This is a genomic window from Pseudarthrobacter sp. NBSH8 (genome assembly GCF_014217545.1).
Taxonomy (GTDB): Bacteria; Actinomycetota; Actinomycetes; order Actinomycetales; family Micrococcaceae; genus Arthrobacter.
On sequence record NZ_CP043178.1, the window covers coordinates 1,585,113 to 1,610,436 of the forward strand.

The 25,324-nt window shown below is 65.3% G+C and carries 21 protein-coding genes; 8 read left to right on the forward strand and 13 right to left on the reverse strand.

Annotated features, from left to right (window positions below):
• Positions 1–65: 65 nt before the first annotated feature.
• Both ppgK and map read right to left on the reverse strand, forming a co-directional pair.
• A complete protein-coding gene (gene ppgK, locus FYJ92_RS07260; RefSeq protein ID WP_185263238.1) occupies positions 66–869 on the reverse strand; it encodes a polyphosphate--glucose phosphotransferase in 804 nt (267 codons plus the stop codon).
• Between the two features lie 56 nt (positions 870–925).
• Entirely contained in the window at positions 926–1,804 is an 879-nt protein-coding gene (gene map, locus FYJ92_RS07265) for a type I methionyl aminopeptidase (RefSeq protein WP_185263239.1), read from the reverse strand.
• Between the two features lie 120 nt (positions 1,805–1,924).
• On the opposite strand from map, the gene FYJ92_RS07270 reads away from it, so the two are divergent.
• Complete coding sequence (locus FYJ92_RS07270; RefSeq protein WP_185263240.1) at positions 1,925–2,089, forward strand: SPOR domain-containing protein; 165 nt, start codon at positions 1,925–1,927, stop codon at positions 2,087–2,089.
• A 64-nt stretch (positions 2,090–2,153) separates the two neighbouring features.
• Here FYJ92_RS07270 and panB read toward each other — a convergent pair whose 3' ends face one another.
• Positions 2,154–3,059: a 3-methyl-2-oxobutanoate hydroxymethyltransferase gene (gene panB / locus FYJ92_RS07275; protein ID WP_185263241.1), complete on the reverse strand. Its 906-nt coding sequence runs from the start codon at positions 3,057–3,059 to the stop codon at positions 2,154–2,156.
• A 264-nt stretch (positions 3,060–3,323) separates the two neighbouring features.
• Between panB and glnA (FYJ92_RS07280) the strand changes: the two genes are divergently transcribed.
• From glnA (FYJ92_RS07280) to FYJ92_RS07295, 4 genes are all read left to right on the forward strand, one after another.
• Positions 3,324–4,664, forward strand: a complete 1,341-nt coding sequence (gene glnA / locus FYJ92_RS07280) for a type I glutamate--ammonia ligase (RefSeq protein ID WP_185263242.1) — start codon at positions 3,324–3,326, stop codon at positions 4,662–4,664.
• A 6-nt stretch (positions 4,665–4,670) separates the two neighbouring features.
• Positions 4,671–7,682: a bifunctional [glutamine synthetase] adenylyltransferase/[glutamine synthetase]-adenylyl-L-tyrosine phosphorylase gene (locus FYJ92_RS07285; protein ID WP_185263243.1), complete on the forward strand. Its 3,012-nt coding sequence runs from the start codon at positions 4,671–4,673 to the stop codon at positions 7,680–7,682.
• A 66-nt stretch (positions 7,683–7,748) separates the two neighbouring features.
• On the forward strand, positions 7,749–8,192 hold the full coding sequence (locus tag FYJ92_RS07290; protein ID WP_185263244.1) for a VOC family protein: 444 nt from the start codon (positions 7,749–7,751) through the stop codon (positions 8,190–8,192).
• Positions 8,123–8,719, forward strand: coding sequence for a GNAT family N-acetyltransferase (locus tag FYJ92_RS07295; protein ID WP_185263245.1), 597 nt, complete (start codon positions 8,123–8,125; stop codon positions 8,717–8,719). The genes FYJ92_RS07290 and FYJ92_RS07295 overlap by 70 nt, the downstream gene beginning before the upstream one ends.
• 260 nt (positions 8,720–8,979) lie before the next feature.
• On the opposite strand, the gene glnA (FYJ92_RS07300) is transcribed toward FYJ92_RS07295, so the two are convergent.
• Positions 8,980–10,404, reverse strand: coding sequence for a type I glutamate--ammonia ligase (gene glnA / locus FYJ92_RS07300; RefSeq protein ID WP_185263246.1), 1,425 nt, complete (start codon positions 10,402–10,404; stop codon positions 8,980–8,982).
• A 284-nt stretch (positions 10,405–10,688) separates the two neighbouring features.
• On the opposite strand from glnA (FYJ92_RS07300), the gene FYJ92_RS07305 reads away from it, so the two are divergent.
• On the forward strand, positions 10,689–11,126 hold the full coding sequence (locus FYJ92_RS07305) for an RDD family protein (RefSeq protein ID WP_185263247.1): 438 nt from the start codon (positions 10,689–10,691) through the stop codon (positions 11,124–11,126).
• A gap of 70 nt (positions 11,127–11,196) precedes the next feature.
• Here the strand turns inward: FYJ92_RS07305 and FYJ92_RS07310 are convergent, their stop codons facing one another.
• The 4 genes from FYJ92_RS07310 to lipB all read right to left on the reverse strand — a co-directional run bounded on the left by FYJ92_RS07310 (position 11,197) and on the right by lipB (position 14,166).
• On the reverse strand, positions 11,197–11,553 hold the full coding sequence (locus FYJ92_RS07310; protein ID WP_185263248.1) for a DUF3817 domain-containing protein: 357 nt from the start codon (positions 11,551–11,553) through the stop codon (positions 11,197–11,199).
• A 101-nt stretch (positions 11,554–11,654) separates the two neighbouring features.
• Entirely contained in the window at positions 11,655–12,407 is a 753-nt protein-coding gene (locus FYJ92_RS07315; protein WP_185263249.1) for a DUF4191 domain-containing protein, read from the reverse strand.
• A gap of 86 nt (positions 12,408–12,493) precedes the next feature.
• A complete protein-coding gene (gene lipA, locus FYJ92_RS07320; protein ID WP_185263250.1) occupies positions 12,494–13,501 on the reverse strand; it encodes a lipoyl synthase in 1,008 nt (335 codons plus the stop codon).
• On the reverse strand, positions 13,498–14,166 hold the full coding sequence (gene lipB, locus FYJ92_RS07325) for a lipoyl(octanoyl) transferase LipB (RefSeq protein ID WP_185263251.1): 669 nt from the start codon (positions 14,164–14,166) through the stop codon (positions 13,498–13,500). The genes lipA and lipB overlap by 4 nt, the downstream gene beginning before the upstream one ends.
• A 137-nt stretch (positions 14,167–14,303) precedes the next feature.
• Here lipB and FYJ92_RS07330 point away from each other — a divergent pair, with 137 nt between their 5' ends.
• Positions 14,304–16,184: a protein kinase gene (locus FYJ92_RS07330; RefSeq protein ID WP_185263252.1), complete on the forward strand. Its 1,881-nt coding sequence runs from the start codon at positions 14,304–14,306 to the stop codon at positions 16,182–16,184.
• A 40-nt stretch (positions 16,185–16,224) separates the two neighbouring features.
• Here the strand turns inward: FYJ92_RS07330 and FYJ92_RS07335 are convergent, their stop codons facing one another.
• A complete protein-coding gene (locus tag FYJ92_RS07335) occupies positions 16,225–17,118 on the reverse strand; it encodes a TIGR01777 family oxidoreductase (protein ID WP_185263253.1) in 894 nt (297 codons plus the stop codon).
• Positions 17,119–17,192: 74 nt separating this feature from the next.
• Here FYJ92_RS07335 and FYJ92_RS07340 point away from each other — a divergent pair, with 74 nt between their 5' ends.
• Entirely contained in the window at positions 17,193–20,702 is a 3,510-nt protein-coding gene (locus FYJ92_RS07340; RefSeq protein ID WP_185263254.1) for a S41 family peptidase, read from the forward strand.
• Between the two features lie 122 nt (positions 20,703–20,824).
• Here the strand turns inward: FYJ92_RS07340 and FYJ92_RS07345 are convergent, their stop codons facing one another.
• From FYJ92_RS07345 to lpdA, 4 genes are all read right to left on the reverse strand, one after another.
• Positions 20,825–21,253: an OsmC family protein gene (locus FYJ92_RS07345; protein ID WP_185263255.1), complete on the reverse strand. Its 429-nt coding sequence runs from the start codon at positions 21,251–21,253 to the stop codon at positions 20,825–20,827.
• A 233-nt stretch (positions 21,254–21,486) separates the two neighbouring features.
• Positions 21,487–21,843 (reverse strand): hypothetical protein, encoded by a 357-nt coding sequence (locus FYJ92_RS07350; RefSeq protein ID WP_185263256.1) that lies wholly within the window; start codon positions 21,841–21,843, stop codon positions 21,487–21,489.
• Between the two features lie 148 nt (positions 21,844–21,991).
• Complete coding sequence (gene sucB / locus FYJ92_RS07355) at positions 21,992–23,728, reverse strand: 2-oxoglutarate dehydrogenase, E2 component, dihydrolipoamide succinyltransferase (RefSeq protein ID WP_185263257.1); 1,737 nt, start codon at positions 23,726–23,728, stop codon at positions 21,992–21,994.
• Positions 23,729–23,854: 126 nt separating this feature from the next.
• Positions 23,855–25,240: a dihydrolipoyl dehydrogenase gene (lpdA, locus tag FYJ92_RS07360; RefSeq protein WP_185263258.1), complete on the reverse strand. Its 1,386-nt coding sequence runs from the start codon at positions 25,238–25,240 to the stop codon at positions 23,855–23,857.
• Between the last annotated feature and the right edge of the window lie 84 nt (positions 25,241–25,324).

The following is a 25,324-nucleotide window of genomic DNA, read 5'->3' on the forward strand; positions in this document are numbered from 1 at the left end:
CCGCGGAGGGGAAGCCGCCGCCACCACCGGCACCGGCTGCCCCTCGGGCGCCGGTCAGCCACCGGTTATTTTGTGAGCTTGTGCTTCACGGCAATTTCGACGGCCGCGCCGACGATCCCGGCCTCATTCTTGAGTTCGGCCGGCACAATCGGGGTCCGCAGTTTCATGTGCGGCAGGTATTCGTCGGCGCGCTTGGAGATGCCGCCGCCCACGATGAACAGTTCAGGTGAGAAGAGGAATTCCACGTGGGAGAAGTAGCGCTGCAGCAGCACGCTGTATTCCTCCCAGGTCAGTCCGTCCCGTTCACGGGCCACCGCTGAGGCCTTGCTTTCGGCGTCAAAGCCGTCGATCTCCAGGTGCCCCAGTTCCGCGTTGGGGACGAGCCGTCCGTCGAAGATGAAGGCCGAGCCGATTCCGGTGCCCAGGGTGATGACCAGGACGGTTCCGTCCACACCCTTGCCCGCGCCATAACGGGCTTCCGCCAGCCCGGCGGCGTCGGCGTCGTTGATGACCTCCACCGGGCGGCCAAGCCGTGCGGTGAGCAACGCGTCAATGTCGGTGTTGAGCCAGCTCTTGTCAACGTTAGCCGCCGAATGGACCACGCCATGCTGGATGATGCCGGGGAAGGTGACCCCCACGGGCGAGTCGGCGGCCGGAGCCTCCGGGCGGCTTGAAAGCTCGGCAACCACCTGCGCCACAACGTCCGCTACGGCGTCAGGGGTGGCGGGCTGGGGCGTAGGCACGCGGAACCGCTCACCCAGGAGCTTGCCTTTTTTCAGGTCGACGATGCCGCCCTTGATTCCCGTGCCGCCGATGTCAATGCCGATCAGCGGGGCGTTCTTGTGCGACTTCTCGTCCTTCTTGGCCAATGTTGTTCCGTTCGTGGCTGGGCGGGCTGGTCGGCCGGACGGCTGACCGGGAAATTTCAGGGGAGCGTGAGGATTTCGGCGCCGGACTCTGTTACCAGCAGGGTGTGCTCAAACTGGGCGGTCCGCTTGTGGTCCCGGGTGACAACTGTCCAGTCGTCTTCCCACATGTCCCATTCGATGGTGCCGAGTGTCAGCATGGGTTCGATGGTGAACACCATGCCGGTCTCGATCACGGTGTTGTAGGCCGGCGCCGCATCATAGTGCGGGATGATCAGGCCCGTATGGAACGCTTCGCCGACGCCATGGCCGGTGAAGTCCCGCACCACGCCGTAGCCGAACCGCTTGGCGTAGGACTGGATGGCGCGGCCGATCACGTTGATCTCCCGGCCGGGGGCCACTGCTTTGACGGCGCGGTTGAGGGATTCCCGGGTGCGCTCCACCAGCAGGCGCGATTCGTCGTCCACGGCGCCCACCAGGAAGGTGTGGTTCGTGTCGCCGTGTACTCCGTTAATAAATGCCGTGATGTCGATATTAAGGATGTCGCCGTCCTGGACCACGGTGCTGTCCGGGATGCCGTGGCAGATCACTTCATTCAGCGACGAGCACAGGGATTTCGGGAACCCGCGGTAGCCCAGTGTGGACGGGTAGGCCTTGTGGTCCAGCAGGAATTCGTGACCCACCTTGTCCAGCTGGTCGGTGGTTACACCGGGCCTGATGTGGTTGCCCACCTCAACAATGGCCTGTGCGGCGATCCGGCTGGCGATCCGGATTTTCTCTACGGTCTCGGCGGACTTGATTTCGGAGCCGGTGAACTTGGCCGGGCCGGGCTTGCCCACGTATTCCGGGCGCGTGATGGACGCTGGAACGGGGAGCTGCGGGCTTACGGTTCCCCGGGTAAGGGTGCCGGTGGGTGCAGTCGAGGCTAGGGAAGGCATAGATTGATCATATAAGGCACCGCATTAGGCCAAGTAACTGGAAGCCCCAAGCTGTCCGCATCGACGTTTAAGTTACGTGGATCACGGCCGGGCCTCCGCCAGCCGGAACGAGGAGCACCGATGACTGAGTACTGGTACAACGTGAACACCCACGAGGTGGAAGAAGACGCACTCTCGGACTGGAGCCAGCTGATCGGCCCCTACAAAACGCGGGAAGAGGCCGAACACGCCCTCGAAAAGGTCCGGGCCCGGAATGAGTCGTGGGAAAAGGGCGATGACGACTGAACCGCACTCATCTGCCGGCCCGTGACGTGCCAGCGCCCAGAACGGCCCCGCGTCCCGCCGAGGCCTAGAAAGAGTGTTCCGGGCCGGGGAACGCACCTGTTCGGACCTCGTCGCCGTACGCCTTCGCCGCGTCACTGAGCGCCGTGCGCAGGTCGGCGTACTGTTTGACGAACTTCGCCATCCTGCCGCCGCGGAACCCGGCCATGTCCTGCCACACCAGCACCTGCCCGGTGGTGGCATTGCCGGCGCCGATCCCGACCGTCGGCACGCTGACCGCCGCGTCAACGGCGGCTGCCGTGTCCGCCGGAACCATTTCCATCAGGACGGCGAACGCCCCCGCCTCAACCAGCGCCACCGCGTCGTCAATCAGGCGCTGCGCATCCTCCCCGCGGCCCTGGACCCGGTAACCGCCCAGCGCGTGTTCACTCTGGGGGGTGAAGCCGATATGGGCCATGACCGGGACGCCGGCCTGGACCATAGCGTGGACGGTTTCCGCGTAGTATTTTCCGCCCTCGATCTTGACGGCGTGGGCCAGCCCTTCCTTGAGGAACCGGACGCCTGTTTCGACACCCTGCTGCGCCGAAACTTCGTAACTGCCGAACGGCAGGTCTGCCACCACCAGGGCGCGCTTAGCGGACCGCGCCACGGCGCGGCAGAGAGGGAGGAGTTCATCCACCGTGACGGGCAGGCTGGTCTCGTTGCCGAAAACGTTGTTGGATGCCGAATCGCCCACCAGGAGGACCTCGATGCCGGCCTGGTCGAAGATCTCCGCGCTGTACTGCTCATAGGCGGTCAGCATGGCGAAGCGCTTACCGTCCCGCTTGGCCTGCTGCAGGTGGTGAATGCGCACCCTGGGCGCGGGCTTCGCGTTAATTTCCGACGACGGTGCCTGCACCGGTGCAGGTCCGGTTCCGTAGGGTGCGTGTACTTCAGCGGACGCGCTTGACTCAGAGCTATTGGTGGAGTCCATGGCAAGAGCGTAATGCGGCACGGGCAGTCCTAGCCACCGCAGACGGGCCAACGGACCGTGATCCGTGTCATATTCAAGTGCCCGTCGAGGGCATATTTGCCACCGGCGGGCTCGGCCGGCCATGGTTGCCGTGTTAACGCTGTGTTACGCGCGGTGCGGTCGCCCGCATTGGAGCCGATTGCTTAGTAAAGTAATGGTGAACTGCTGCCGGTCGCCGCTTCCGCGGGCCCGGGGCATGAACGATTGACCGGAGAAGAGGCCATCATGGACCGCCAGCAAGAGTTTGTCCTGCGCACAATCGAGGAGCGCGACGTACGGTTCGTACGTTTGTGGTTCACCGACGTCGTGGGTTCACTCAAATCGGTGGCACTTGCCCCGGCCGAGGTTGAAGGGGCCTTTGAGGAGGGACTCGGTTTCGACGGTTCAGCCATCGAAGGACTGGCGCGCGTGTTCGAATCGGACATGCTGGCGCAACCGGATCCGTCCACATTCCAGATCCTGCCGTGGCGTGGCGAGACGGAACAGACGTCGAGGATGTTCTGCGACATCCTGACTCCGGACGGCGAACCGTCGGCCGCGGATCCCCGCAATGTCCTCAAGCGCACGCTGGCCAAGGCCGCGGACATGGGGTTTACGTGCTACACCCACCCGGAGATCGAGTTCTACCTCCTCAAATCCCAGCAGCCCGGGCCCGACGGCGCGCCCATACCCGTTGACGAGGGCGGCTACTTCGACCACGTTCCCGGCGGCGTGGCGCAGGACTTCCGCCGCACGGCCGTGACCATGCTGGAATCCGTGGGTATTTCGGTGGAGTTCAGCCACCATGAAGCCGGTCCCGGCCAGAACGAGATCGACCTGCGCTACGCGGACGCCCTGCAGACCGCGGACAACATCATGACGTTCCGCACGGTGATCAAGGAAGTGGCCCTCCAGCAGGGCACCTACGCCACGTTTATGCCCAAGCCCTTCACCGACCACCCCGGCTCCGGGATGCACACGCACTTCTCGCTGTTCGAGGGCGACACTAACGCTTTTTATGAGGCGGGCGCCGAATTCCAGCTCTCCAAAACCGCCCGCCAATTCATCGCAGGCATCCTGAAGCACGCCCCCGAGTTCACCGCTGTGACCAACCAGTTCGTGAACTCCTACAAGCGGCTCTGGGGTGGCGGCGAAGCACCGAGCTACCTCAGCTGGGGGCACAACAACCGTTCTGCCCTGGTCCGGGTCCCGCTGTACAAGCCCGGCAAGGGCCAGTCGGCCCGGATCGAATACCGCGGCATTGATTCAGCGGCGAACCCCTACCTTGCCTATGCCGTCCTGCTGGGGGCCGGACTGAAGGGGATCGAAGAAGGCTACGAGCTGCCCGCCGCAGCAGAGGACGACGTCTGGTCACTCAGCTCCGCCGAGCGTCGTGCCATGGGCCACGATCCCCTGCCCGCCAGCCTTCACGATGCCATCAGGTCCATGGAGGATTCCGAGCTGATGCCGCAGATCCTTGGTGAGCAGGTCTTCGAGCACTTCCTGCGCAACAAGCGTGCCGAATGGCAGGACTACCGGCTCCAGGTGACGCCCTACGAACTGCAGCGCAACCTCGGCATTCTTTAGGCGGCGGTGAGCCTCGCACGCCGCCTCATCTCAGCCGGCTTCAGTGACCTGGAGAAGGGTGAGCGCTTCCTTGCTGCCCCGGAGCTGGTTGGCCTGGACCCGGACAGGATTTTCGCCGGCCTGCAGCTGGCCGCCAACCCCGACACCGCCCTGCAGTCACTGGTGCGGCTGATTGAAAAGCACCCGGGTCTCCGGGAGCTGGCGGCGGCCGATCCGGAGATCAGCGAGCCGCTCTACAGGGTGCTCGGGGCCTCCGAAGCGCTGGGGGAATTCCTTATCCGGCACCCGGAACACCTCGATGCCTTCGAAGTCACCACCAGTCCCGAGCCACTGCAGGCAGATCCGGAGCAGCTCCGCTCTGTCCTCCTGAAATCTGTCCGCGCGGAACCCGCTTCAGCCCGGCCCGTGGCAGGAATGACCGGAACCGAGGCTTATGCGGCGCTGCGGTCGGCGTACCGCCGCGGGGTGGTGGACCTGGCGGTCAAGGACATGTGCGCCGCTGACCCGCTGGACTTTATGCCCGCCGTCGGGGCTGAGCTCGCTGATCTGGCGGGGGCCGCGATCGAAGCTGCGCTGGCAGTTTCCCGTGCCGAGGCTGCTGAGCAGTTCAGCGCCAGGGAAGTGGCCGCCGTCGGCTTGGCTGTCATCGGGATGGGCAAATGCGGAGCGCGGGAACTGAACTATATTTCCGACGTCGACGTCATTTACGTGATCGACGCCGGCGACCTCGACGACGCCCGTGCCAACACCATCGGCACAGCCTTGGCCGCCGGCATTTCCCGGGCCATCTCGTCGGTGGCACGTGAGCCCGGCCTCTGGGAAGTGGACGCCAACCTGCGGCCGGAGGGCAAGTCCGGCCCCCTGGTCCGAACCCTCGCGTCGCACGAAAGCTACTACGCGCGCTGGGCGGAAAGCTGGGAATTCCAGGCACTCCTGAAGGCCCGGACCATCGCCGGCGACAGGGACCTGGGGGAGCGCTACGAAAAGGCCGTAGCCCCACTGATCTGGAGCTCCGCGGGCCGTGAAGGGTTCGTGGAGTCTGTGCAGGCGATGCGCCGCAGGGTCACCGAACATATCCCGGCGGCGGAGGAACAGCGGCAGATCAAGCTTGGCCGGGGCGGCCTCCGGGACGTCGAGTTCACCGTGCAGCTGCTTCAGCTGGTGCACGGAAAATCCGACGAAACCCTCCGCCGCAGGGATACCACCGCAGCCATTGCGGCCCTGTCCGCCGGGGGCTACATCGGCAGGACCGACGCCGCCGCTTTCGACCACGCCTACCGATACCTGCGGCTCCTGGAGCACCGCATCCAGCTGTTCCAGCTCCGGCGGACGCACCTGATGCCCGTCAGTGAGGCGGCACAGCGAGCCCTTGCAAAGGCAGTCCTTAGCCCTTTCTCCAATGACAGGCCACCACCGGCTTCGCTGCTGGCCACCTGGCAGAAGACCAAACGCTCTGTCCGTGAACTGCACGAGCGTATTTTCTACCGGCCGCTGCTTAACACGGCAGCCAAACTCAGCACCGAAGACGCCAGGCTGACGCCGGAGGCCGCCCAGGGCCGCCTTGCCGCACTGGGCTATCGCGATCCGAGGGGAGCGATGCGGCACATTGAGGCGTTGACCGCCGGTGTCAGCCGGCGCGCGGCATTGCAACGCCAGCTGCTGCCCATCCTGCTGGACTGGCTCGCCGAAGGCGTTGATCCCGACGCCGGGCTGCTCGCGTTCCGGCGCGTCAGTGAGGCCCTTGGCACCACCCACTGGTACCTGGGCATGCTCCGCGATTCCACCGCCGCGGCCGAACGGTTATGCAATGTGCTCTCCAACTCACGGCTGATCGCTGACCTGTTGGAAGTGTCGCCGGAATCGGTGGCATGGCTGGGCACCAACAAGGACCTTGTGCCATTGAACTTCGAAGCCCAATGGCAGGAAATCACGGCCAAAATGTCGCGGCACGCGGACCCGGAAAACGCCATGAGGCTGATCCGGCTGATCAGGCGCCGGGAGATCCTCCGGATCGCGATCGCCGATTCTGCCGGGCTGCTCAAGCAGGACCAGGTGGGCGCGGCGCTGGCGGACACCGACCGGGCAGCGGTGCTGGGCGCCCTGCGTGTGGCCGAAGGAATCGTCACCGCTGAGGGACCGCTGAAGACCGCGATGCTGGTGGTGGCCATGGGCCGGCAGGGCGGCCGCGAGATCGGCTACGGCTCCGATGCCGACGTAATGTACGTGCACCGCGCGCTGCCGGGCTATACCGACGAGGAGGCGCAGGATCAGGCGGCCCGGATTGTGGCCAAGGTCTCCAGCCTGCTCACGCAGCCACTCAAACCGGCCATTATGGCCGAGCGTGTGCTGCAGATGGACGCCGATCTTCGGCCCGAAGGCAAGAACGGCGCCATGGTCCGCTCCCTCGATTCGTTTGCCGAATATTACCGCCGCTGGTCGTTGATCTGGGAAGCGCAGGCGCTGCTGCGGGCCCGGCCCATGGCGGGCGACGACGCCCTGGCCGAAGACTTTCTTTCACTCATCGACCCGATCAGGTACCCGGCATCGATTTCGGAGCAGGATGTCCGGGAGGTGCGCAGGGTCAAGGCGCGGGTGGAATCGGAGCGATTGCCGCGCGGCGCGGACCCCGCACGCCACCTGAAGCTTGGCCGCGGGGGACTGAGCGACGTCGAGTGGCTGGTACAGCTGCTCCAGCTCCAGCACGCTGCCAAGCATCCGGAACTGCGGACAACGTCCACGGTGGAGGCCCTTGACGCCGCGGCTTCGCTGAACCTGCTCACGGCTGCCGACGCGAAGCTGCTGGCCGAGGCGTGGCGGCTCGCCAGCAGGATCCGGTCCGCCAACGTCATTTGGAGCGGCAGGGCTTCGGACCTGCTGCCATCTGCGCGGGGGGACCTGGAGGCGGTGGCCCGCTGGTGTGGCTACGAACCAGGCCACGCGGCCGCCTTGGAAGAGGACTACCTCCGGCTGAGCCGGCGTGCGCGGGGCGTGTTCGAGAAAGCCTTCTACGGACATTAGCGGCTGTTTGGGTCCTCCCCGGAGGGCTGCAGACAGCCGCAGAGGCGCGGTGCTAGGTTGGGGGCCATGGCAACGCAACTTTACGTGAACCTGCCCGTTAAGGACCTGAAGCGGTCCGTCGATTTCTTCACCGCCCTGGGCTTCTCGTTCAACCCGGACTACACCGACGAAAACGCGACCTGCATGATCATCAACGACAACGCCTTTGTCATGCTCCTGGTAGAGGGATTCTTCAAGACCTTCACCTCCAGGGACGTGGCCGACGCCACCAGTCCCACCGAAGCCATCATGGCCTTTTCGGTGGACACTAAGGAAGACGTCGACGCAACCGTACGCAAGGCGTTGGCCGCTGGCGGCGCCCGGTCGCAGGAGGTCCAGGACTACGGCTTTATGTACAACCACAGTTTCCAGGACCTGGACGGGCACCTGTGGGAGGTCCTATGGATGGACGCTGCCGGTCCACCGGCCGACGACGGGGCTCCCGCCGGATCAGACGGACAGCCGACCTGAAAACCCGGGTCGATTCTGTCTGGCTGATCGCCCTGGATGACCTCGACGGTGACGCCCTTGCCATCCAGCTGGGTGAGGTAGCCAACCTTGAACTGGGCCCTGGACAAAGCAGCTTCGTTGGTGACCCGCTCCGCATGGTCCTGGCCGGACTGGAGGAGGATTCGCGGTTCCCTTATGTCGTGGAGGCTGCGGGCTACGCCGTCGGCGTGCTGACCCTCCAGGCCGGTGCCGCGCGCCTGGCCGGCTGGCCGGACGAGGATTCCGCGTGGCTGCTACGCGGTTTACTGATCGACAGGCGCCACCAGGGGCAAGGCCTCGGACCGCTGGCGGCCACGTCCGCAGTGGACGCCGCCGCGAAACTGACCGCCAGATGCGGAACCCACGAGGCCGGCGTCGTGCTTTCCGTCAACGAAACCAACCCGGCCGGGCTGGCCGCATACCGGACCGCCGGCTTTGTGGACCAGGGGCAGTACCTGGGCGGCAGTTCCGGACCGCAACGGACCATGTACCGGAGCTTCACAAAGTAATGTTCGGCGGTTTGCATTGCCTCCGGTTCAACATTGACCGATCATGTGGATTGGCGGTGTTCTTCAAACCTTGTTGGGGGGAAGGCTTGAAAAGTCTTCGTCTCGGGGAGCACATGTCAGGGGGCTGGCTCCTGGTCTCAGCACGTCTGGAGGCAGCCCCCACCTTAAGGGACAAAAAAGTCCGCCCGGGCTGCAGCACTTTTGCTGGCAGCCCGGGCGGACTTTTTGGCGGACTGAACCGGGTTCAGCCGCGAATCTTGCTAGACGCCGTAGTAGAGCTCGAACTCGTACGGGTTCGGGCGCAGGGACAGCGGGCGGATCTCGTACTCGTACTTGTACTCGATCCAGGTGTCGATCAGGTCCTGGGTGAACACGCCACCGGCCTGCAAGAACTCGTTGTCCTCGCGCAGGGCCTCCAGCGCCTCTTCCAGCGAACCCGGAGCCTTCGGGATGTCCTTGGCTTCCTCGGCAGGCAGCTCGTAGAGGTCCTTGTCGATCGGAGCCGGCGGTTCGATGCGGTTCCGGATGCCGTCAATGCCGGCCATCAGCTGGGCAGCGAAGGCCAGGTACGGGTTGGACGAGGGGTCCGGAGCGCGGAACTCGATGCGCTTGGCCTTGGGGTTGGAGCCCGTGATGGGGATACGGATTCCGGCGGAGCGGTTGCCCTGCGAGTAGACCATGTTGACCGGAGCTTCGAAGCCCTTGACCAGGCGGCGGTAGGAGTTCACCGTCGGGTTGGTGAAGGCGAGGACGGCCGAGGAGTGCTTCAGCAGGCCGCCAATGTACCAGCGGGCCATGTCGGACAGGCCGGCGTAGCCCTTTTCGTCGTAAAACAGCGGCTCGCCGTTGGTCCACAGCGACTGGTGGCAGTGCATGCCCGAACCGTTGTCGCCAAAGACCGGCTTCGGCATGAAGGTCACGGACTTGCCCCAGGAATCGGCCGTGTTCTTGATGACGTACTTGAACTTCTGCAGGTCGTCTGCGGCGTGGGTCAGGGTGGTGAACTTGTAGTTGATTTCAGCCTGGCCGGCGGAGCCTACCTCATGGTGGCTGCGCTCGACCTCGAGGCCTGCCTCATCCAGGGCGATGCACATGGCGTCGCGGAGGTCGGCCTGCTTGTCGGTGGGGGAAACGGGGAAGTAGCCGCCCTTGATGGGGGTCTTGTAGCCGAGGTTTCCCCCTTCTTCTTCGCGGCCGGTGTTCCAGTGTGCTTCTTCGGAGTCGATCTTGTAGAAGCTGCCCTCGGGGGAGGACTGGTACTGGACGTTGTCGAAGACGAAGAATTCGGCTTCCGGAGCAAAGAACGCGGTGTCGGCGATGCCTGTGGAGGCGAGGTAGGCCTCAGCCTTCTCGGCCACGCCGCGGGGGTCGCGGTGGTACGGGTCTCCGGTGCGGGGGTTCACGATGGAGAAGTTCAGCGCAAGGGTCTTCTCCATGCGGAAGGTGTCCAGGAATGCGGTGGTAACGTCCGGGATCAGCTGCATGTCGGATTCGGCGATACCCTGGAACCCGCGGATGGAGGAACCGTCGAAGAGCTGGCCGTTGATGAAGAAGTCCGCGTCGACGCTCTTTGCCGGCACGTTGAAGTGCTGCTGCACACCCGGGAGGTCGGTGAAGCGGATATCGACGAATTTAATATCTTCGTCCTTGATGAACTTGAGGACTTCGTCCGCAGTCTTGAACATCTATGCTCCTTACGCATATGTAATATCTGGCTGGCAAGCCAACTGATCCAGCGCAATCCGAAGGGCAGGGAAACCTTGTTTCCCTGCTTGGGAGGTATTGCTTGAAACTGCTATCAGCCTATGGACACGTCATTTCCCGTCAGTGTCCACATTGTTTCGGGCAGGTTACAGAATGCCCTGATCAGGTTACAGAATTGTCCTGAACAGCTAACGCTATCCGGTGTCCACAGTGTGGTCCAACGGTTTCCACTCTGTGGTCGGCGGTGAGTCGGTAAGCTTGGATGGTGGTAGATCGCAATGACATTGGTTCCTGGCTCAGCGGACCGGACACGTCCGGCATCTCAAGGTACCCGGGGGAGCGCTTGGGAATGCCTGAATCCGGTTCCGGCTCCATGGCCAGGGCAGGCAGGCGAATCCTCGCTATCGTCCTTGACTGGGGGATTGCCCTGCTGATCAGCAATTTTGCCTTTGGCGGTGACTCCTGGGCCACGTTGGCGGTATTTGCCGCGGAACAGATGCTGCTCGTGGGCACCCTTGGTTACAGCATCGGCCACCGCGTGGCCGGGATCCATGTGCTGCGCCTGGGCGGCGGACCCGCTGGTCCGATGGCCGCCGTGGTGAGGTCAGTGTTGCTGTGCCTGGTGATTCCTGCCGTAATTTTCGATCCGGACCAGCGGGGACTGCACGACAAGGCGATGAATACGGTCCTCGTCAGACGCTAGCAGGGTCCATGCACCTGGCGAAGGCGGTATGCCGGCACCTCGCGGCGCGCCAATACAGTGCCGTGCCGGGTCAGACCCCCGCCGTTTCCTTCGTCCCGGCAGGAACGCCCGTGCGTGGCGTCAGGTAGCCGCGCTTTCCGGCCCAGCGTTCGAACGCGACCGTGGCGAACGGGAACACCGCCGACAGGCCCGCGAACAGGGCCACCACGAAGGGCCACCGCTGGAGCCGCCACAAGGCGAGGGCAGCGATGCCGTAGCCCACAAACAGCGCACCATGGATAGGGCCGGCGATCTCCACGCCCAGTTCGGTGGTCTTGGCGATCCACTTGAAGTACATGCCCGCCAGGAGTGCAGCCCAGCTGACGCCTTCGGCAACCGCCAGGACGCGGAAGGTCCGGACAACGAGGGTTCTTGCGGGGATCGCCATGTAGCTGCTTCCAATCAATGTACCGGCCTGGGTGGCCGGCGTCGGTCAGACAAAAACTGCCCTGGTTCCGGCGTGGCCGGAACCAGGGCAGTTCAAGTGTCTTAGCGTCCGCGGTTGGGACGAGCTTTGTAAGGGTCGATTCCCTTGGGAATCGGGAGTCGGTTGCCCAGCGAGGAAATGCGTTTGGATACCGCATTCACCTCAAGCTTGGTCAGCTCGTTCTTGAGCTTGCCCATCTTCTTGGCTACCTGGCTGATAGGGACCTGGCCCTCGTCGCGGCCGCTTTCGATCATGTGGACCGTGACGTTTGGGAGGATGCGCGCGAGGCGCTTACGCTCGGCGTCGAGCATCGGCTTGACGCGGATGGTGGGGCCTTCGCTGACGAGGACGACGCCGGGACGGCCGACGGCGCGGAACACGGCGTCCTGCGTGCGTGGGTTTACGGCGACCGGCTGGTCCTCGGTGATCCAGCCGCGCTTCAGCGTGCCCAGTGCAGCGCCCGAAGCTCCCGGCTGGTTCTCGATCTGGGCGAAGGCGGCGCGTTCGGCACGACGCGAGAGGATCAGGGTGGCGCCGAGGAGGCCCAGCGGAATGCCGATGAGAAGGCCAGTGATCCAGTTTTCCAGCCAATAACCCACCAGGAAGCTGACAGCCACAACACCCAGGAACACCAGCAGCATCAGCCACGGGACCATGGGATCATGGCGGCGGGTCATGTTAAAGACTTCGCCGATCTGCTTGAGCCGGCTGGGCTTCTTGACCTTTGCTTCTTTTGGCTTGCGCGAGAAGAGGCCACGTTTCGGGGCGCCAGAGGCCGCCGGAGTGCTGTTACTGGAATCAGGGGTGTTCGCCATAGTTCTTCAATTCTACGTGATTTATGCCTGAGGACCGGACACCGGAGAATGTCCGGTGCCGGCCCCCAGGGATACCAAACTACGCCTTAGGAACGGGCTGCCAGCAGTGAGCTGGCTTCCTGGCGGGTGCTGCCGGAGGACTCGATGTGGGCGAGCTGGGCGGGGATTTCCCAGCCCTTCTTGCGCATCGCGGTGGCCCAGAGCCGGCCGGCCCGGTAGGAGGAACGGACCAGGGGTCCGGACATGACGCCGAGGAAGCCGATCTCCTTGGCCTCGTCCTGGAGGTCCACGAACTCCTGCGGCTTGACCCAGCGGTCCACCGGCAGGTGCCGCTCGGATGGGCGAAGGTACTGGGTGATGGTGATCAGGTCACAGCCGGCCTCGTGCAGGTCCCGCAGCGCCTCGGAGATCTCCTCGCGGGTCTCACCCATGCCCAGGATCAGGTTGGACTTGGTCACCATGCCCAGGTTCCGGCCCTGGGTGATGACATCCAGGGACCGGTCATACCGGAACGCGGGCCGGATCCGCTTGAAGATCCGGGGCACGGTTTCGACGTTGTGCGCGAAGACCTCCGGCTTCGAAGCGCAGATCGCCTCGATGTGCTCGGGCTTGCCGGAAAAGTCAGGGATCAACAGTTCGACGCCGGTGCCCGGGTTCAGCTCGTGGATCTTCCTCACCGTCTCGGCATAGAGCCACACACCCTCATCGGCCAGGTCATCCCGGGCCACCCCGGTGACGGTGGCGTAGCGCAGCTGCATGGCCAGAACCGAGCGGGCCACCTTCGTGGGCTCAAACACGTCAACCGGGGACGGCTTACCCGTATCGATCTGGCAGAAATCACAGCGCCGGGTGCATTCGGAGCCACCGATCAGGAACGTCGCTTCCTTGTCTTCCCAGCACTCAAAAATGTTCGGGCAGCCAGCCTCCTCACACACCGTGTGCAGGCCTTCCTTCTTAACCAGGTTCTTGAGCTGGACATACTCCGGACCCATCTGGACCTTCGCCTTGATCCACTCCGGCTTCCGCTCCACAGGTACTGCAGAGTTACGCTGCTCAACGCGCAGCAGCTTCCGGCCTTCTGGTGCCAGTGTCACAGGTGTGCTCCCTCAGGGATTGAAACGAGTGCTTCTTCGTGCTTGCGAAATTCTTCCACGAACCGGTCCGCGATATCGCCGGGGGCGATGTTCCTGCCGGTTTCGATGGACATTGTGGTGACGCTGGCGTCGGTGATGCCACAGGCGATGATCTGGGCATAAGGCGCCAGATCATTGTTGCAGTTAATGGCAACGCCGTGCATTGTGACCCCGTCCAGGACGCGGATGCCGATCGCTGCAATCTTCCGGTCCGGGCCTTTGCTGTCAGCGGTGATCCACACGCCGGCCCGTCCCTTGATGCGCTCAGCGTGGATGCCATAGTCGGCCATAACGGCGATCATGACCGCTTCAAGCCGCTCAACATAGTCTCGGATGCCTGACCGGTTCTTCAGCCTGAGAATCGGATACACGATCAGCTGGCCGGGGCCGTGCCAGGTCAGCTTGCCGCCGCGGTCCACCGCCACAACAGGCGTACCGTCCAACGGACGCTCGTGCTCTTCTGTGAGCTTCCCGGCCGTATAGACGGCGGCATGTTCAAGGATCAGGACAGTGCTGGGCGCCTCGGCTGCTACGACCTTGCCGTGGATCACGCGCTGAAGATCCCAGCCGCGTGTGTAGTCAACGAAATCCGGGGCGAGACCCACCTGTGAAAACTCAAGAGTCATGCCGTCCAGCTTAGACCCCGATCCGCGAGCAATCCGGCTATAGTGTCGGACCTCTCATGCCACCGGCGGATCCAGTGCAGGCCCGTCGGCTGTGGATAACTTCTGCAGGCATTCCGGGATTCCGCTAGACATGAGTCATGGATGATTTCACTGCCCCGGTGGTTCCAGGTTTCCTTGTGGGCCGCATGTTGGGCCGCGGCGGTAGTTCAACAGTATGGCTGGTAACCGAAGAAAGGTCCGGCCGCGAGTTCGCCCTGAAATGCCTTGGTGAAGGGCACCCCGAGGTGGCTGGTCCCTGCGAAGGCACGGAGCGCGGGGGCGAGGCCGATGCGGCCATCCGCCGTGAAATCCGTATTCTTTCTGTCCTCGACCACCAGCACCTCATCAAGGCACACGACGCCCTCCGTCTTCACTGTCCGGCGGGTTCAGCAGTGACGGGAGGAGGGACCATAGGGCTGCTGCTGGATTACGCGCCCGGCGGTTCCCTCGGAGACCTGGTCGGCAGCAGGGCCAAGCTCACCATCGGAGAGACGGTCACCGTGCTCACCCCGATTGCCCAGGCACTTGGCTACCTGCACGGCCAGGGGTTCACCCACGGTGACGTATCGGCCGGGAACGTGCTGTTTACAGGGCACGGCAAGCCAATGCTCGCCGACGTCGGAATTGCACGGATGGTTGGTGATGTTTCAGCGGTGCCTGATCACGGAACCGCTGGGTTTATGGATCCGGCACCCGTGGACGCCGTAAGGGTCGGGCTGCAGCCGGAACGTGACGTCTACTCGGTGGCGGCACTGGGGTGGTACTGCCTCACGGGCCAGCCGCCACGCCGGACTGCCGATCGCCCGCCCCTCTCGCTCCTGCTCCCTGACGTTCCAGCCGAGCTGGCCGCTGCCCTGGAGGCGGGACTCAATGAGGACAGGCGGCTGCGACCCACAGCTGTTGAGCTGGCGACGGCGGTCTACCGCAGCGCCCCGCCGCTGCCGGTGGACCTCGCGTCCTCGGTCCACGCCACGGTCATTCCGCAACTGCTGACACGGCGCCGCGTCCCGGAACGTCCCGGCGGCGCGCTCCGTCGTAGTCTCCAGGCCTGGCGGCGCCGGATCTCGACGTCGCGCTGGTCCGGGCTGGTGGGGGCGCGGCAGATCCTCCCGTTCCCGGCCGCGGACGAAAGGGAGATGCCAGCGGTTCCCGGGCCAAGGCTCCGCGAACCGGAGGCCAGAGCACCGCTCCAACCGGTAAACAGTGAAAAGCCGGCTCCGCGTGGCAGGCATGCCGTGGAAGCCGGGCCCAGGGATCACGAAACAATCCTCGGGGCGAAACGTCGGACTGTGGTGTCCCGGAAGCCGGTGGACCCCGGCCCGAACCGGCGCGCCGGGCGTGCAGGGACGGCCGGCCGCAACCGGGGCACCGTGTTGCTGGCGTCGGGAGCCTGTGCCACGCTGGCAGGCGCGATCTGGGCCGCTGGCGCCTTTGGGCCGGGCGGACCGTGGGCTGTACCCGTTGCACCAGGGGCGGTGGCTGCCGCTGACAGGACCCGTGGACAGGCGGAGGCGGAAAATGCGGATCCCGGCGAGGCGGACACCCTGATCGCCGAGCCAGGAGTCCCGGCCGCCGCCGCGGCGCAGCTGGACTCGGCGGATCCGCTCGACGCAGTCCAGGGACTGGCTGCCGTCAGGTCCCTGGCCTTCAGTTCCGGGCGGCTGGAGCTGCTGGATCTGGTTAATGCCCCGGGATCGGCTGCCTCTGCCGCGGATGCTGGCCTCAAGGCTGAGCTCCTGGAGTCCGGCCACGTCCTGGCAGGATTCACCAATTCCGTATCGAACCTGCAGGTCGAGCCCGGCAGCACATCCGGCAGGGTTGTTGTTGGCGTCATTTCAGCTACGGCGCCCTATGAGGAAAGGGACGCGTCCGGAACAGCCGTGGCAACTGGTGCGCCGGTCGCGGCACGGAACCTCCGGCTGGTGCTGATCTCCGTTAACGGCCGCTGGCGGATTACGGACGTCCTGCCGGGTTCCTGACTGGTTGCCTCAGCACGTTGGATCCGGCCATTGACTAGGCTCAGTGCTTGCCGGCCACCCAGGCTGCGGCCTCGGCCAGCGACGGGTGCTGCCACTGGAAGCCGGCGGCTTCAAGTACCGCCGGTTCCATGCGCTGGCTGGCCAGGATGAGTTCGTCGGCCAACTTCCACATGACCAGGCGCAGGGCCGGCGAAGGTACCCGGAAAAATGCCGGCCGGTGGAGCGCGGATGCCAACGCGCCGATCAAGGCGTTCACGTCCGCGCTTTCCGGGGCGCACACATTGACCGGTCCGTGCAACCCGGCGCCAGCGAGGAACATGAATGCTGCGGCGACGTCCGGAAGGGTGATCCACGGCCAGTACTGCCTGCCGTGTCCCAGTGGACCGCCCAGTCCGAGGCGAAGCAACGGCATCATCGGACCCAGAGCGCCACCTGCGGGGCTGAGGACGACTCCGGTGCGTGGGGTGACCACGCGGACACCGGCCGGCGCCTGATGCGCGGCGGCCTCCCACTCGACGCACAGGCGGGCCAGAATACCCGAGCCCGGCGACGCGCTCTCCCGCAGCGAGGCGGAACCCGAGTCGCCATAGTAGTTGGATCCCGACTGGCTGATAAGCGTCCGCGGAGGGTCGTCGAGTTTGCCCATGGCGGCGGTCAGGGTTCTGGTGGCAGCCAACCGCGACGTCAACAGCTCGTCGATTCGGCGCCTGGTCCAGGGTCTGTCCCCGATCCCGGCACCCGAGAGGTTGATCACGGCGTCCGCGCCCGCCAAGGCCTGGGGGTCCAGCCGTTGCGCCTCCGGGTCCCAGCTGATTTCGGCCGCGGACGCAGGCTCGCGTCGGACGAGCGTGGTCACATCGTGGCCGGCCTCTCGCAGCGTGGCGGACAAGTGGGTCCCGATCAGCCCTGAGGCCCCGGCGATGACTATGCGCATGATCCATCACACCACGGTCCGCTCGCTCCCGGTACCTCCCCCGGACGGTTCCGGGAGTTGACTATGATCGAACGATGACTTCTTCGAGCTACTTCCGGTTTCCGCATGTCCACGGCGAGCTGGTCACGTTTGTGGCAGAGGACGACGTGTGGATCGCACCGCTCAGCGGCGGCCGTGCATGGCGGGTGTCGTCGCTGCAGCTGCCTGCCCGCAATCCGCGGTTTACGCCTGACGGCAAGCGCCTGGTCTGGACTGTTATCCAGGGAACCGCCCCGGAAGTGGTTTCGGCAGAGGTGGACGGCGGGGGCTACCGGCAGCTGACGTATTTCGGCCACGCCACAACCAGGGTCAAAGGCTTCACCGCAGCTGGCGACGTAGTGGTGACCAGCGCGTTCCGCCAGGCTGAAAGCCGGCATACCTATGCTTACAGCGTCCCGGTCGACGGCGGGTCGGCTGAGGAACTCCCCTTCGGGCCGGTCGAATCCGTGGCCTTCGGCCCGGAAGTGGGGGACGAGCGGCCGGTTGTCCTGGCCAGCGTGCTCTCCCGTGAACCGGCCTGGTGGAAGCGGTACCGCGGCGGCACCGCGGGCAAGCTCTGGATTGACACCGACGGAAACGGGGAGTTCGAGCGCCTGGTTCCCGGCCTCGACGGAAACCTCGCGGATCCGCTGTGGGTGGACGGGCGCATTGCGTTCCTGTCGGACCATGAGGGTTACGGAAACCTGTACTCGGTGCTGCCCGGCGGCGGCGATCTGCGACGCCACACCGACCACGAGGACTTCTACGTCCGGCACGCGTCCACTGACGGTGAGCGGGTCATCTTCGAATCTGCCGGTGAGCTCTGGATCCTGCACGATCTGTCCTCTGCCGCGGTACGGCTCGACATCTCGCTGGGCTCCGCGTCGCAATCGCGCCGCCCGGGTCTGCTGAAAACCTCCAAACACCTAGGCACGGTGGTGCCGGATGACAGCGGCTCCGCCAGCGTGGTGGAGGCGCATGGCACCCTTCACTGGCTCCGCCACAAGGACGGCCCGTCCCGGATCGTCGAGGCCACCCCGGGTGTCCGGGCACGGCTCCCGAGACCGCTCGACGGCGGCCGCCTCGCTTACGTCGCAGATCACGACGGCGTGGAAGCGATCTACATCAGGGAGATTGCCGCGCCGGTCCCCGACACTGAGGTTCCTGCCGTCACGGCAACCCCGGTCGCCGTGACTCCCGCCGCCGATCGGAACCAACAGGAAGCGCCACTGCCCCGGCCGGTTCCGGCGGCGGCATCATCCGCAGCGGTGGCTGCCGACGTCGTGGTCCCTGTGCCGGATGACTCCCCGGCCGACGAATCCCCGGCCGGGGAATCCCGGGCCGATGCGGCCCACAGCCCGGCGGAATCCGACGTCAACGCCGGACCGTCCGGCCTCCCGGCCCGCATTGCCTTCCCCAAGCCGTCACGCGCCAGCGCCCTGGAAGCGAGCCCCGATGGCCGGTGGATTGCCGTGGGAACCTCTTTCGGCGACATTTATGTGGCGGACACAGCCACCGGGGCCCTGTCCCTGGTCACCAGCATCGGCGAGGGGACCATCGCGGAACTCGCGTGGTCGCCAGACTCGCAGTGGCTGACCTGGTCTGAACCCGTCACCTCGTTCGGCTCCCGGAGCCGGCTCCGGCTGGCCAACGCCACGGACCTGGCGGGCGGCATCGTCGAGGTCACGGACGGCCGTTTCTGCGACATGTCCCCAAGTTTCACGCCGGACGGAAAGTTCCTGGCCTTCCTGTCCAACCGGAGCTTTGATCCGGTCTACGACGGGCACTCGTTCGACCTGTCCTTCCCGAGCCCCATCAAGCCGTACCTGGTGGCGCTGGCGGCCACGACGCCGTCGCCGTTTGGCCCTGCTGTTGACCTGGCCCCTGCCGCAAGCGCGGACAGCTCGGACGGCCCGGATGCAGACGCCGCGGCAGGTCCGGCGGTCCGTGTGGATCCGGCCGGGTTGGCGCACCGTGTCATCGGCGTTCCCGTTCCCCAGGGCAACTACACGGCACTGACGTCAACGGAGGGCGCACTGCTGTGGCTGGACTGGGCCCTGGCCGGGGTCACCGGCGACGGCAAAGCCAGCCAGGACGACAAGGATGCCCGCCCCAGCCTGGTCCGGTTCGACCTGGCCCGCCGGAAGTCCGCCACGCTGGTGGAAGCCCTGGACAGCTACCGGCTCTCCGGCGACGGCAAAAAGGTGGTGCTCGTCAACGACAAACAGGTCAGCGTGGTTCCCTCTGCCGCCAAGGCCGATGAGGAATCCGGCCAGCTGGTCAAGGTGGATCTGGGCCGTATCCGCGTGATGATGGATCCCCTCAGCGTCTGGGGCCAGGCGTTCGACGAAGCCTGGCGCCTGCAGCGCGACTTCTTCTGGGCCGAAGACATGGCAGGACAGGATTGGGAATCCATCCACAAACGGTACCGTCCGATCGTTGACCGGCTGGGGTCCCACGACGACCTGGTGGACCTGCTCTGGGAGCTGCACGGGGAACTGGGCACCTCGCACGCCTACGTCCGGCCCGCAGCAGTCACGGAAAACGGCAGCAGTAGCCAGGGACGGCTCGGCGCAGACTTTGCCTTGACAGCGGCCGGCTGGGAGATCACCCGGATTCTTGCCGGGGAGTCCTCGGACCCGCTGGCCACCTCGCCGCTGACCCGGCCCGGTGCTGCCGCGATGGCCGGGGACGCCATCCTGGCCATCGACGGTGTGCCGCTGTCCGCCACTGTGAGCCCCGCGATGCAGCTGGTGGGCGCTGCCGGACGGGCGGTGGAGCTGACACTGCGCAACGGAACGGGGCATGGCGCCGAGGCAGGGGAGCAGCGGCGGATCGCCGTGATCCCGGTCAAGGACGAGGAACGGCTGCGCTATCAGGAGTGGGTGGCCGCCAACCGCGGGATCGTCCGGGAGGCCTCCGGCGGCCGCTACGGGTACCTGCACATCCCGGACATGATGGCCAACGGCTGGGCGCAGCTGCACCGCGACCTCGACACCGAGACTGCCCTGGACGGACTCATCGTGGATGTCCGCCGGAACCGTGGCGGCCACACGTCCCAGCTGGTGGCGGAGCTGATTGGCCGGAAGGTCACCGGCTGGAGCATGCCCCGCGGCGAACGTCCGCGGACCTACCCGCACCACGCGCCGCGTGGTCCGGTGATCATCCTCGCCGATGAATTTGCCGGCTCCGACGGCGACATCATCACCCAGGTCTCCAAGCTGCGGGGGATCGGCCCGGTGATCGGCACGCGCACGTGGGGCGGTGTGGTGGGGATCGACAACAGGTTTTCCCTGGCCGACGGCACCGGCGTGACCCAGCCGCGGTACGCCACCTGGTTCGGTGGCGGTGTGGGCTGGTCCGTGGAAAACTACGGCGTGGACCCCGACATCGAAGTGCTCTACCCGCCGCACGCTTATGCCGCCGGCAGGGACCCCCAGCTGGAATACGGGATCGGTGCGCTTAAGGAAATGATTCAGGAGCTGCCCACGGACAAGCCCCCGGTCCGCGAAGGTTACCGCCGACTGAAGCCTGAGCCGCTTCCTGCCCGCCGGCATGGCGGCTAACACCGTACGGCGACAATAGACTAAAGAAGCCCTGCCCCTCCCGGTAGTCCGGGCGGGGCAGGGCCTTCTCCGTTTCAGGAGCAGCCAGCGTCACTAGCGACCGCGGCTGCCGCGAGGGTGGATCAGGACTGCAGGGTAGCGTCCAAGGTGATCTCGATGCTCGCCAGCGCGCCGGATACCGGGCAGCCGGTCTTGGCCTCGCCGGCGATCCGCTGGAACTCCTCTTCGGAGATGCCGGGGATCTTGGCGGACACCGTCAGGTGGCTCCCCGTGATGCCGGTGCCGGGAACGAACGTCACGTCGGCTTTGGTGTTGACTTCTTCCGGAGCATGTCCGGCCTGGGCGAGCATGTTGCTGAATGCCATCGAGAAGCAGCTCGCGTGCGCTGCGGCGATGAGTTCTTCCGGGCTGGTCTTGCCCCCGGCCGCTTCGGTGCGTGCCTTCCAGGTAACCTCAAATGTGCCCAGGCCGGAGCTGTCCAGCGTGGTCTGACCCGACCCTGTCATCAGGTCGCCGTTCCATACTGTGTGCGCGGTGCGTATTGCTGCCATGTCCACTCCTCAAAGTCGGTTCGAACCGGGACCGGCCGTTGCCCGGCCCCGCCGGTTCCAATCCTAGGGATTGAGCGGCGGCCGTGCACAGGGTGTCCGCTCTCAGTGGATTGTGACTGTGCGCCCGGCCGCCTGGCGACTGACGCAGGGCGGTCACCGCTTGGCCGTTAAACAGCGACGGCGCCGCTCCCGGATGAGGGGAGCGGCGCGGTCGTGCGTGGTTCAGTTCGCGATCAGTTCCAGAGTGTGGCGATGGCCACGTTGAGCAGCGCAAGTCCGCCGACTCCGTGGGACACGCCAGTGGAAACCGGTTCACCCTTCTTGACCTTACGGGAGCCGATCACGGCCAGCACGGCAACAGCGACACCGATTGCGAACTTGATGCCAAGCTTGAAATAGTTGGCATGCATGTTCAGTTCCGGAATCGTTATCATGCCCATCATGGCGACGCCGGTCAGCAGTTGCAGGAAGGCGCCGTCACGCTGGCGTGGGTGGACGGTCGGCTCTTTGATCGTGGCGATCCAGTAGCCCACGATCATTGCTGCGCCGACGATATGCAAGAACACCAGGATGCTGAACACGATAGTCATGGCACCAGCTTAGCCAGTAGATTCTACGTCGCGTAGCAAAGCCACGCGGGGCCCGAATGCACCGCGCCTTAAACCACGACGGCGGTGCTCGCGTTCCAGTGGTTTCCCACCGGTGCGTGCACCGCCGTCGTTTGGTTCTGCTGGGGGATTAGAGTCCCAGGTCGGCCTCGAAGGCGCCTTCTTCAAGGCGGGCCTTCAGGGTCTGGAGGAAGCGTCCTGCGTCCGCGCCGTCCACCAGACGGTGGTCGTATGTGAGTGACAGGTACATCATGGAGCGGATGGCGATCGAGTCGTCACCGTTCTCATCGGCCACCACCACGGGGCGCTTGACGATCGCGCCGGTGCCCAGGATGCCAACCTGCGGCTGGTTGATGATCGGGGTGTCGAACAGGGCGCCGACCGAACCGATGTTGGTGATGCTGAACGTTCCGCCGGACAGTTCGTCCGGGCCGATCTTGCCGTCGCGGGTGCGGCCGGCAACGTCGGCGATCTTGGCGGCCAGCCCGGCCAGGTTCAGGTTGCCGGCATCGGAGACGACCGGAACCAGCAGGCCCTTGTCCGTGTCCACTGCGATCGCCAGGTGCTCGGCGTTGTGGTAGGTGATCTCCTGCTTGTCCTCGTCGTACGCAGCGTTGAGCTTGGGGTGCTGCTTGAGGGCCTCGGCCACGGCCTTGGCGATGAACGGCAGGAAGGTGAGCTTGACGCCGTTCTGGGCCAGGAACGAGTTCTTGGCCTTCAGGCGGAGCTTGGCCACCTTGGTCATGTCCACTTCATGCACCTGCGTGAGCTGCGTGGAGATTTCGAGGGATTCGCGCATGCGGCGGGCGATGACCTGGCGGATGCGTGGTGCCTTCTGCGTGGTGCCGCGCAGGGAGGAGGCTGCCGGGCCGGCCGGAGCGGCGGACGGCTTGGCCGGTGCAGCGGCGGGGGGAGCAGCCTTGGCTTCTGCCGCAGCGAGGACGTCCTGCTTGCGGATGCGTCCACCAACGCCGGTGCCGGACAGTGATGCGACGTCCACGCCGTGCTGGTTGGCCAGCTTCCGGACCAGGGGCGTCACGTAGCCGGATTCGCCGCCGGCAGCAGGCTCGGCTGCGGGTGCCGGGGCCGAAACGGGAGCAGGTGCTGCTGCCGCGGCCGGTGCCGCCGGAGCGGCCTCTGCCTTGGGTGCAACGGGAGCAGGTGCCGCGGCGGGCGCTGGTGCAGCAGGCTCGGCGGCGGGTGCCGGAGCTGCTGCCGGAGCGGAGGCTCCGGGGTCAGCCGCGCCGGAGCCGATGACGGCGAGGACTGCGCCAACTTCGGCGGTTTCGTCTTCGTTGACCCGGATTTCCTGCAGTGTTCCCGCGACGGGGGACGGGATTTCGGTGTCAACCTTGTCCGTGGAAACCTCGAGCAGCGGCTCATCCACTGCAACGGTGTCGCCCACGGCCTTCAGCCAGCGGGTGACGGTTCCTTCAGTGACGCTTTCGCCCAGTGCCGGGAGGGTGACGTCGTGGGTTTCGCCGTCCGATGCGGCGGGTGCTGCCGCTGCGGGAGCTTCTTCAGCGGGTGCTTCGGCGGCCGGAGCCTCTTCGGCGGGGGCTTCTGCAGCCTCTTCGGCGGGTGCTTCTTCGGCCGGCGCTGCTGCTTCGGGGGCTGCGCCGCCGCCGGAGCCGTCGCCGATGCGGACCAAGGGAGCGCCTACTTCGGCGGTCTCGTCTTCGGCAACGAGGATTTCCTCGATGATGCCGGCAATCGGAGAGGGGATTTCGGTGTCTACTTTGTCGGTGGAAACCTCGAGCAGCGGTTCGTCCACCTCTACCCGGTCACCTACCTGCTTGAGCCAGCGGGTGACGGTTCCTTCGGTGACGCTCTCACCGAGGGCGGGCAAGTTAACGGATTCAGACATGTCGTCCCCGTTCTCCTTATTGATCTTTTGTGCGGATGATGGCTGGCTTGTTCGAGCTTAGTGCACCCGGCGGATCACGCCGGGTGCACTAAGCCCTGTTGTCTTGCGGTGGTGCGGGCGAAACTGCTAGCCGTGCAGAGGCTTGCCGGCCAGGGCCAGGTGGGCCTCGCCCAGGGACTCGTTCTGGGTCGGGTGTGCGTGGACCAGCTGGGCCACGTCCTCCGGGTAGGCTTCCCAGTTCACGATCAGCTGGGCCTCGCCGATCTGCTCGCCCATGCGGGCGCCGATCATGTGGACGCCGACCACGGGGCCGTCTTTCTGGCGGACCAGCTTGACAAGGCCGCCGGTGCCCAGGATGGAGCTTTTGCCGTTGCCGGCGAGGTTGTATTCCTGGATCTGGATCTGGTCGTCACCGAACTTGGCCTTGGCGGCCTTTTCCGTGTAGCCCACCGTGGCGATTTCGGGCTCGGAGTAGGTGACCTTGGGGATGTTGACGTCTTCGACGACGACGGGCTTCAGGCCGGCGATTTCCTCGGCGACGAAAATGCCCTGCTGGTAGCCGCGGTGTGCCAACTGGACGCCGGGGACGATGTCGCCAACGGCATAGACGTTGCCGACACCGGTGTGCAGACGCTCGTTGGTGATGACGAAGCCGCGGTCGATGGTCAGACCGGCCTCTTCGTAGCCGAGGTTGGCCGTGACCGGGCCGCGGCCGACGGCCACAAGCATCAGGTCTGCTTCGAAGGTCTTGCCGTCCACGAGGGTGACCTTCACGCCGTCGGCGTTCTGCTCAACGCCTTGGAAGAAGGTGCCGGTGGAGAACTTGATGCCGCGCTTCTTGAAGGCGCGCTCGAAGGCCTTGACGATTGTCGCGTCCTCGTTCGGGACCAGCGAAGGCAGGCCCTCGATGATGGTGACGTCGACGCCGAAGGACTTCCAAACCGAAGCGAACTCGACGCCGATCACGCCGCCGCCCAGGATGATCGCGCTCTTGGGGATGAAATCCATGGTGAGGGCTTCGTCGGAGGTGATGACCTTGCCGCCGATTTCCAGGCCCGGCAGCGACCGGGAGTAGGAGCCGGTCGCGAGGACAATGTTCTTGCCCTTGTACGCGGTGCCGTTCACGACTACGGTGTCGGTGCCCTGGAGCTTGCCTTCGCCTTCGATGACGGTGATGCCTTTTTTGCCCTTGATGAGACCCTGCAGGCCTTTGAACTTGCCGGCGATGATCCCGTCTTTGTAGGCGTTGACAGCCGTGATGTCAATGCTGTCAAGGGTGACGTTGACGCCGTACTTTGCCGAGTCGCGGGCGTGGTCGGCCAGTTCAGCGGAGTGCAGCAAGGCCTTGGTGGGGATACAGCCGTTGTGCAGGCAGGTGCCGCCTAGCTTGCCCTTTTCGATCAGGCCAACGGTGAGGCCAAGCTGAACGGCACGCAGGGCAGTTGCGTAGCCGCCGCTGCCGCCGCCGAGTACCAGGATGTCGAATTCTTGCGCAGTTGCCTGATCGGCCACTAAAACGCTCCCTCGCGTGAACGATGACACGAGAGTACGCATCATCTGGTCTTGGAACTTCCCTGCCGTGATTATGCCAGCAGA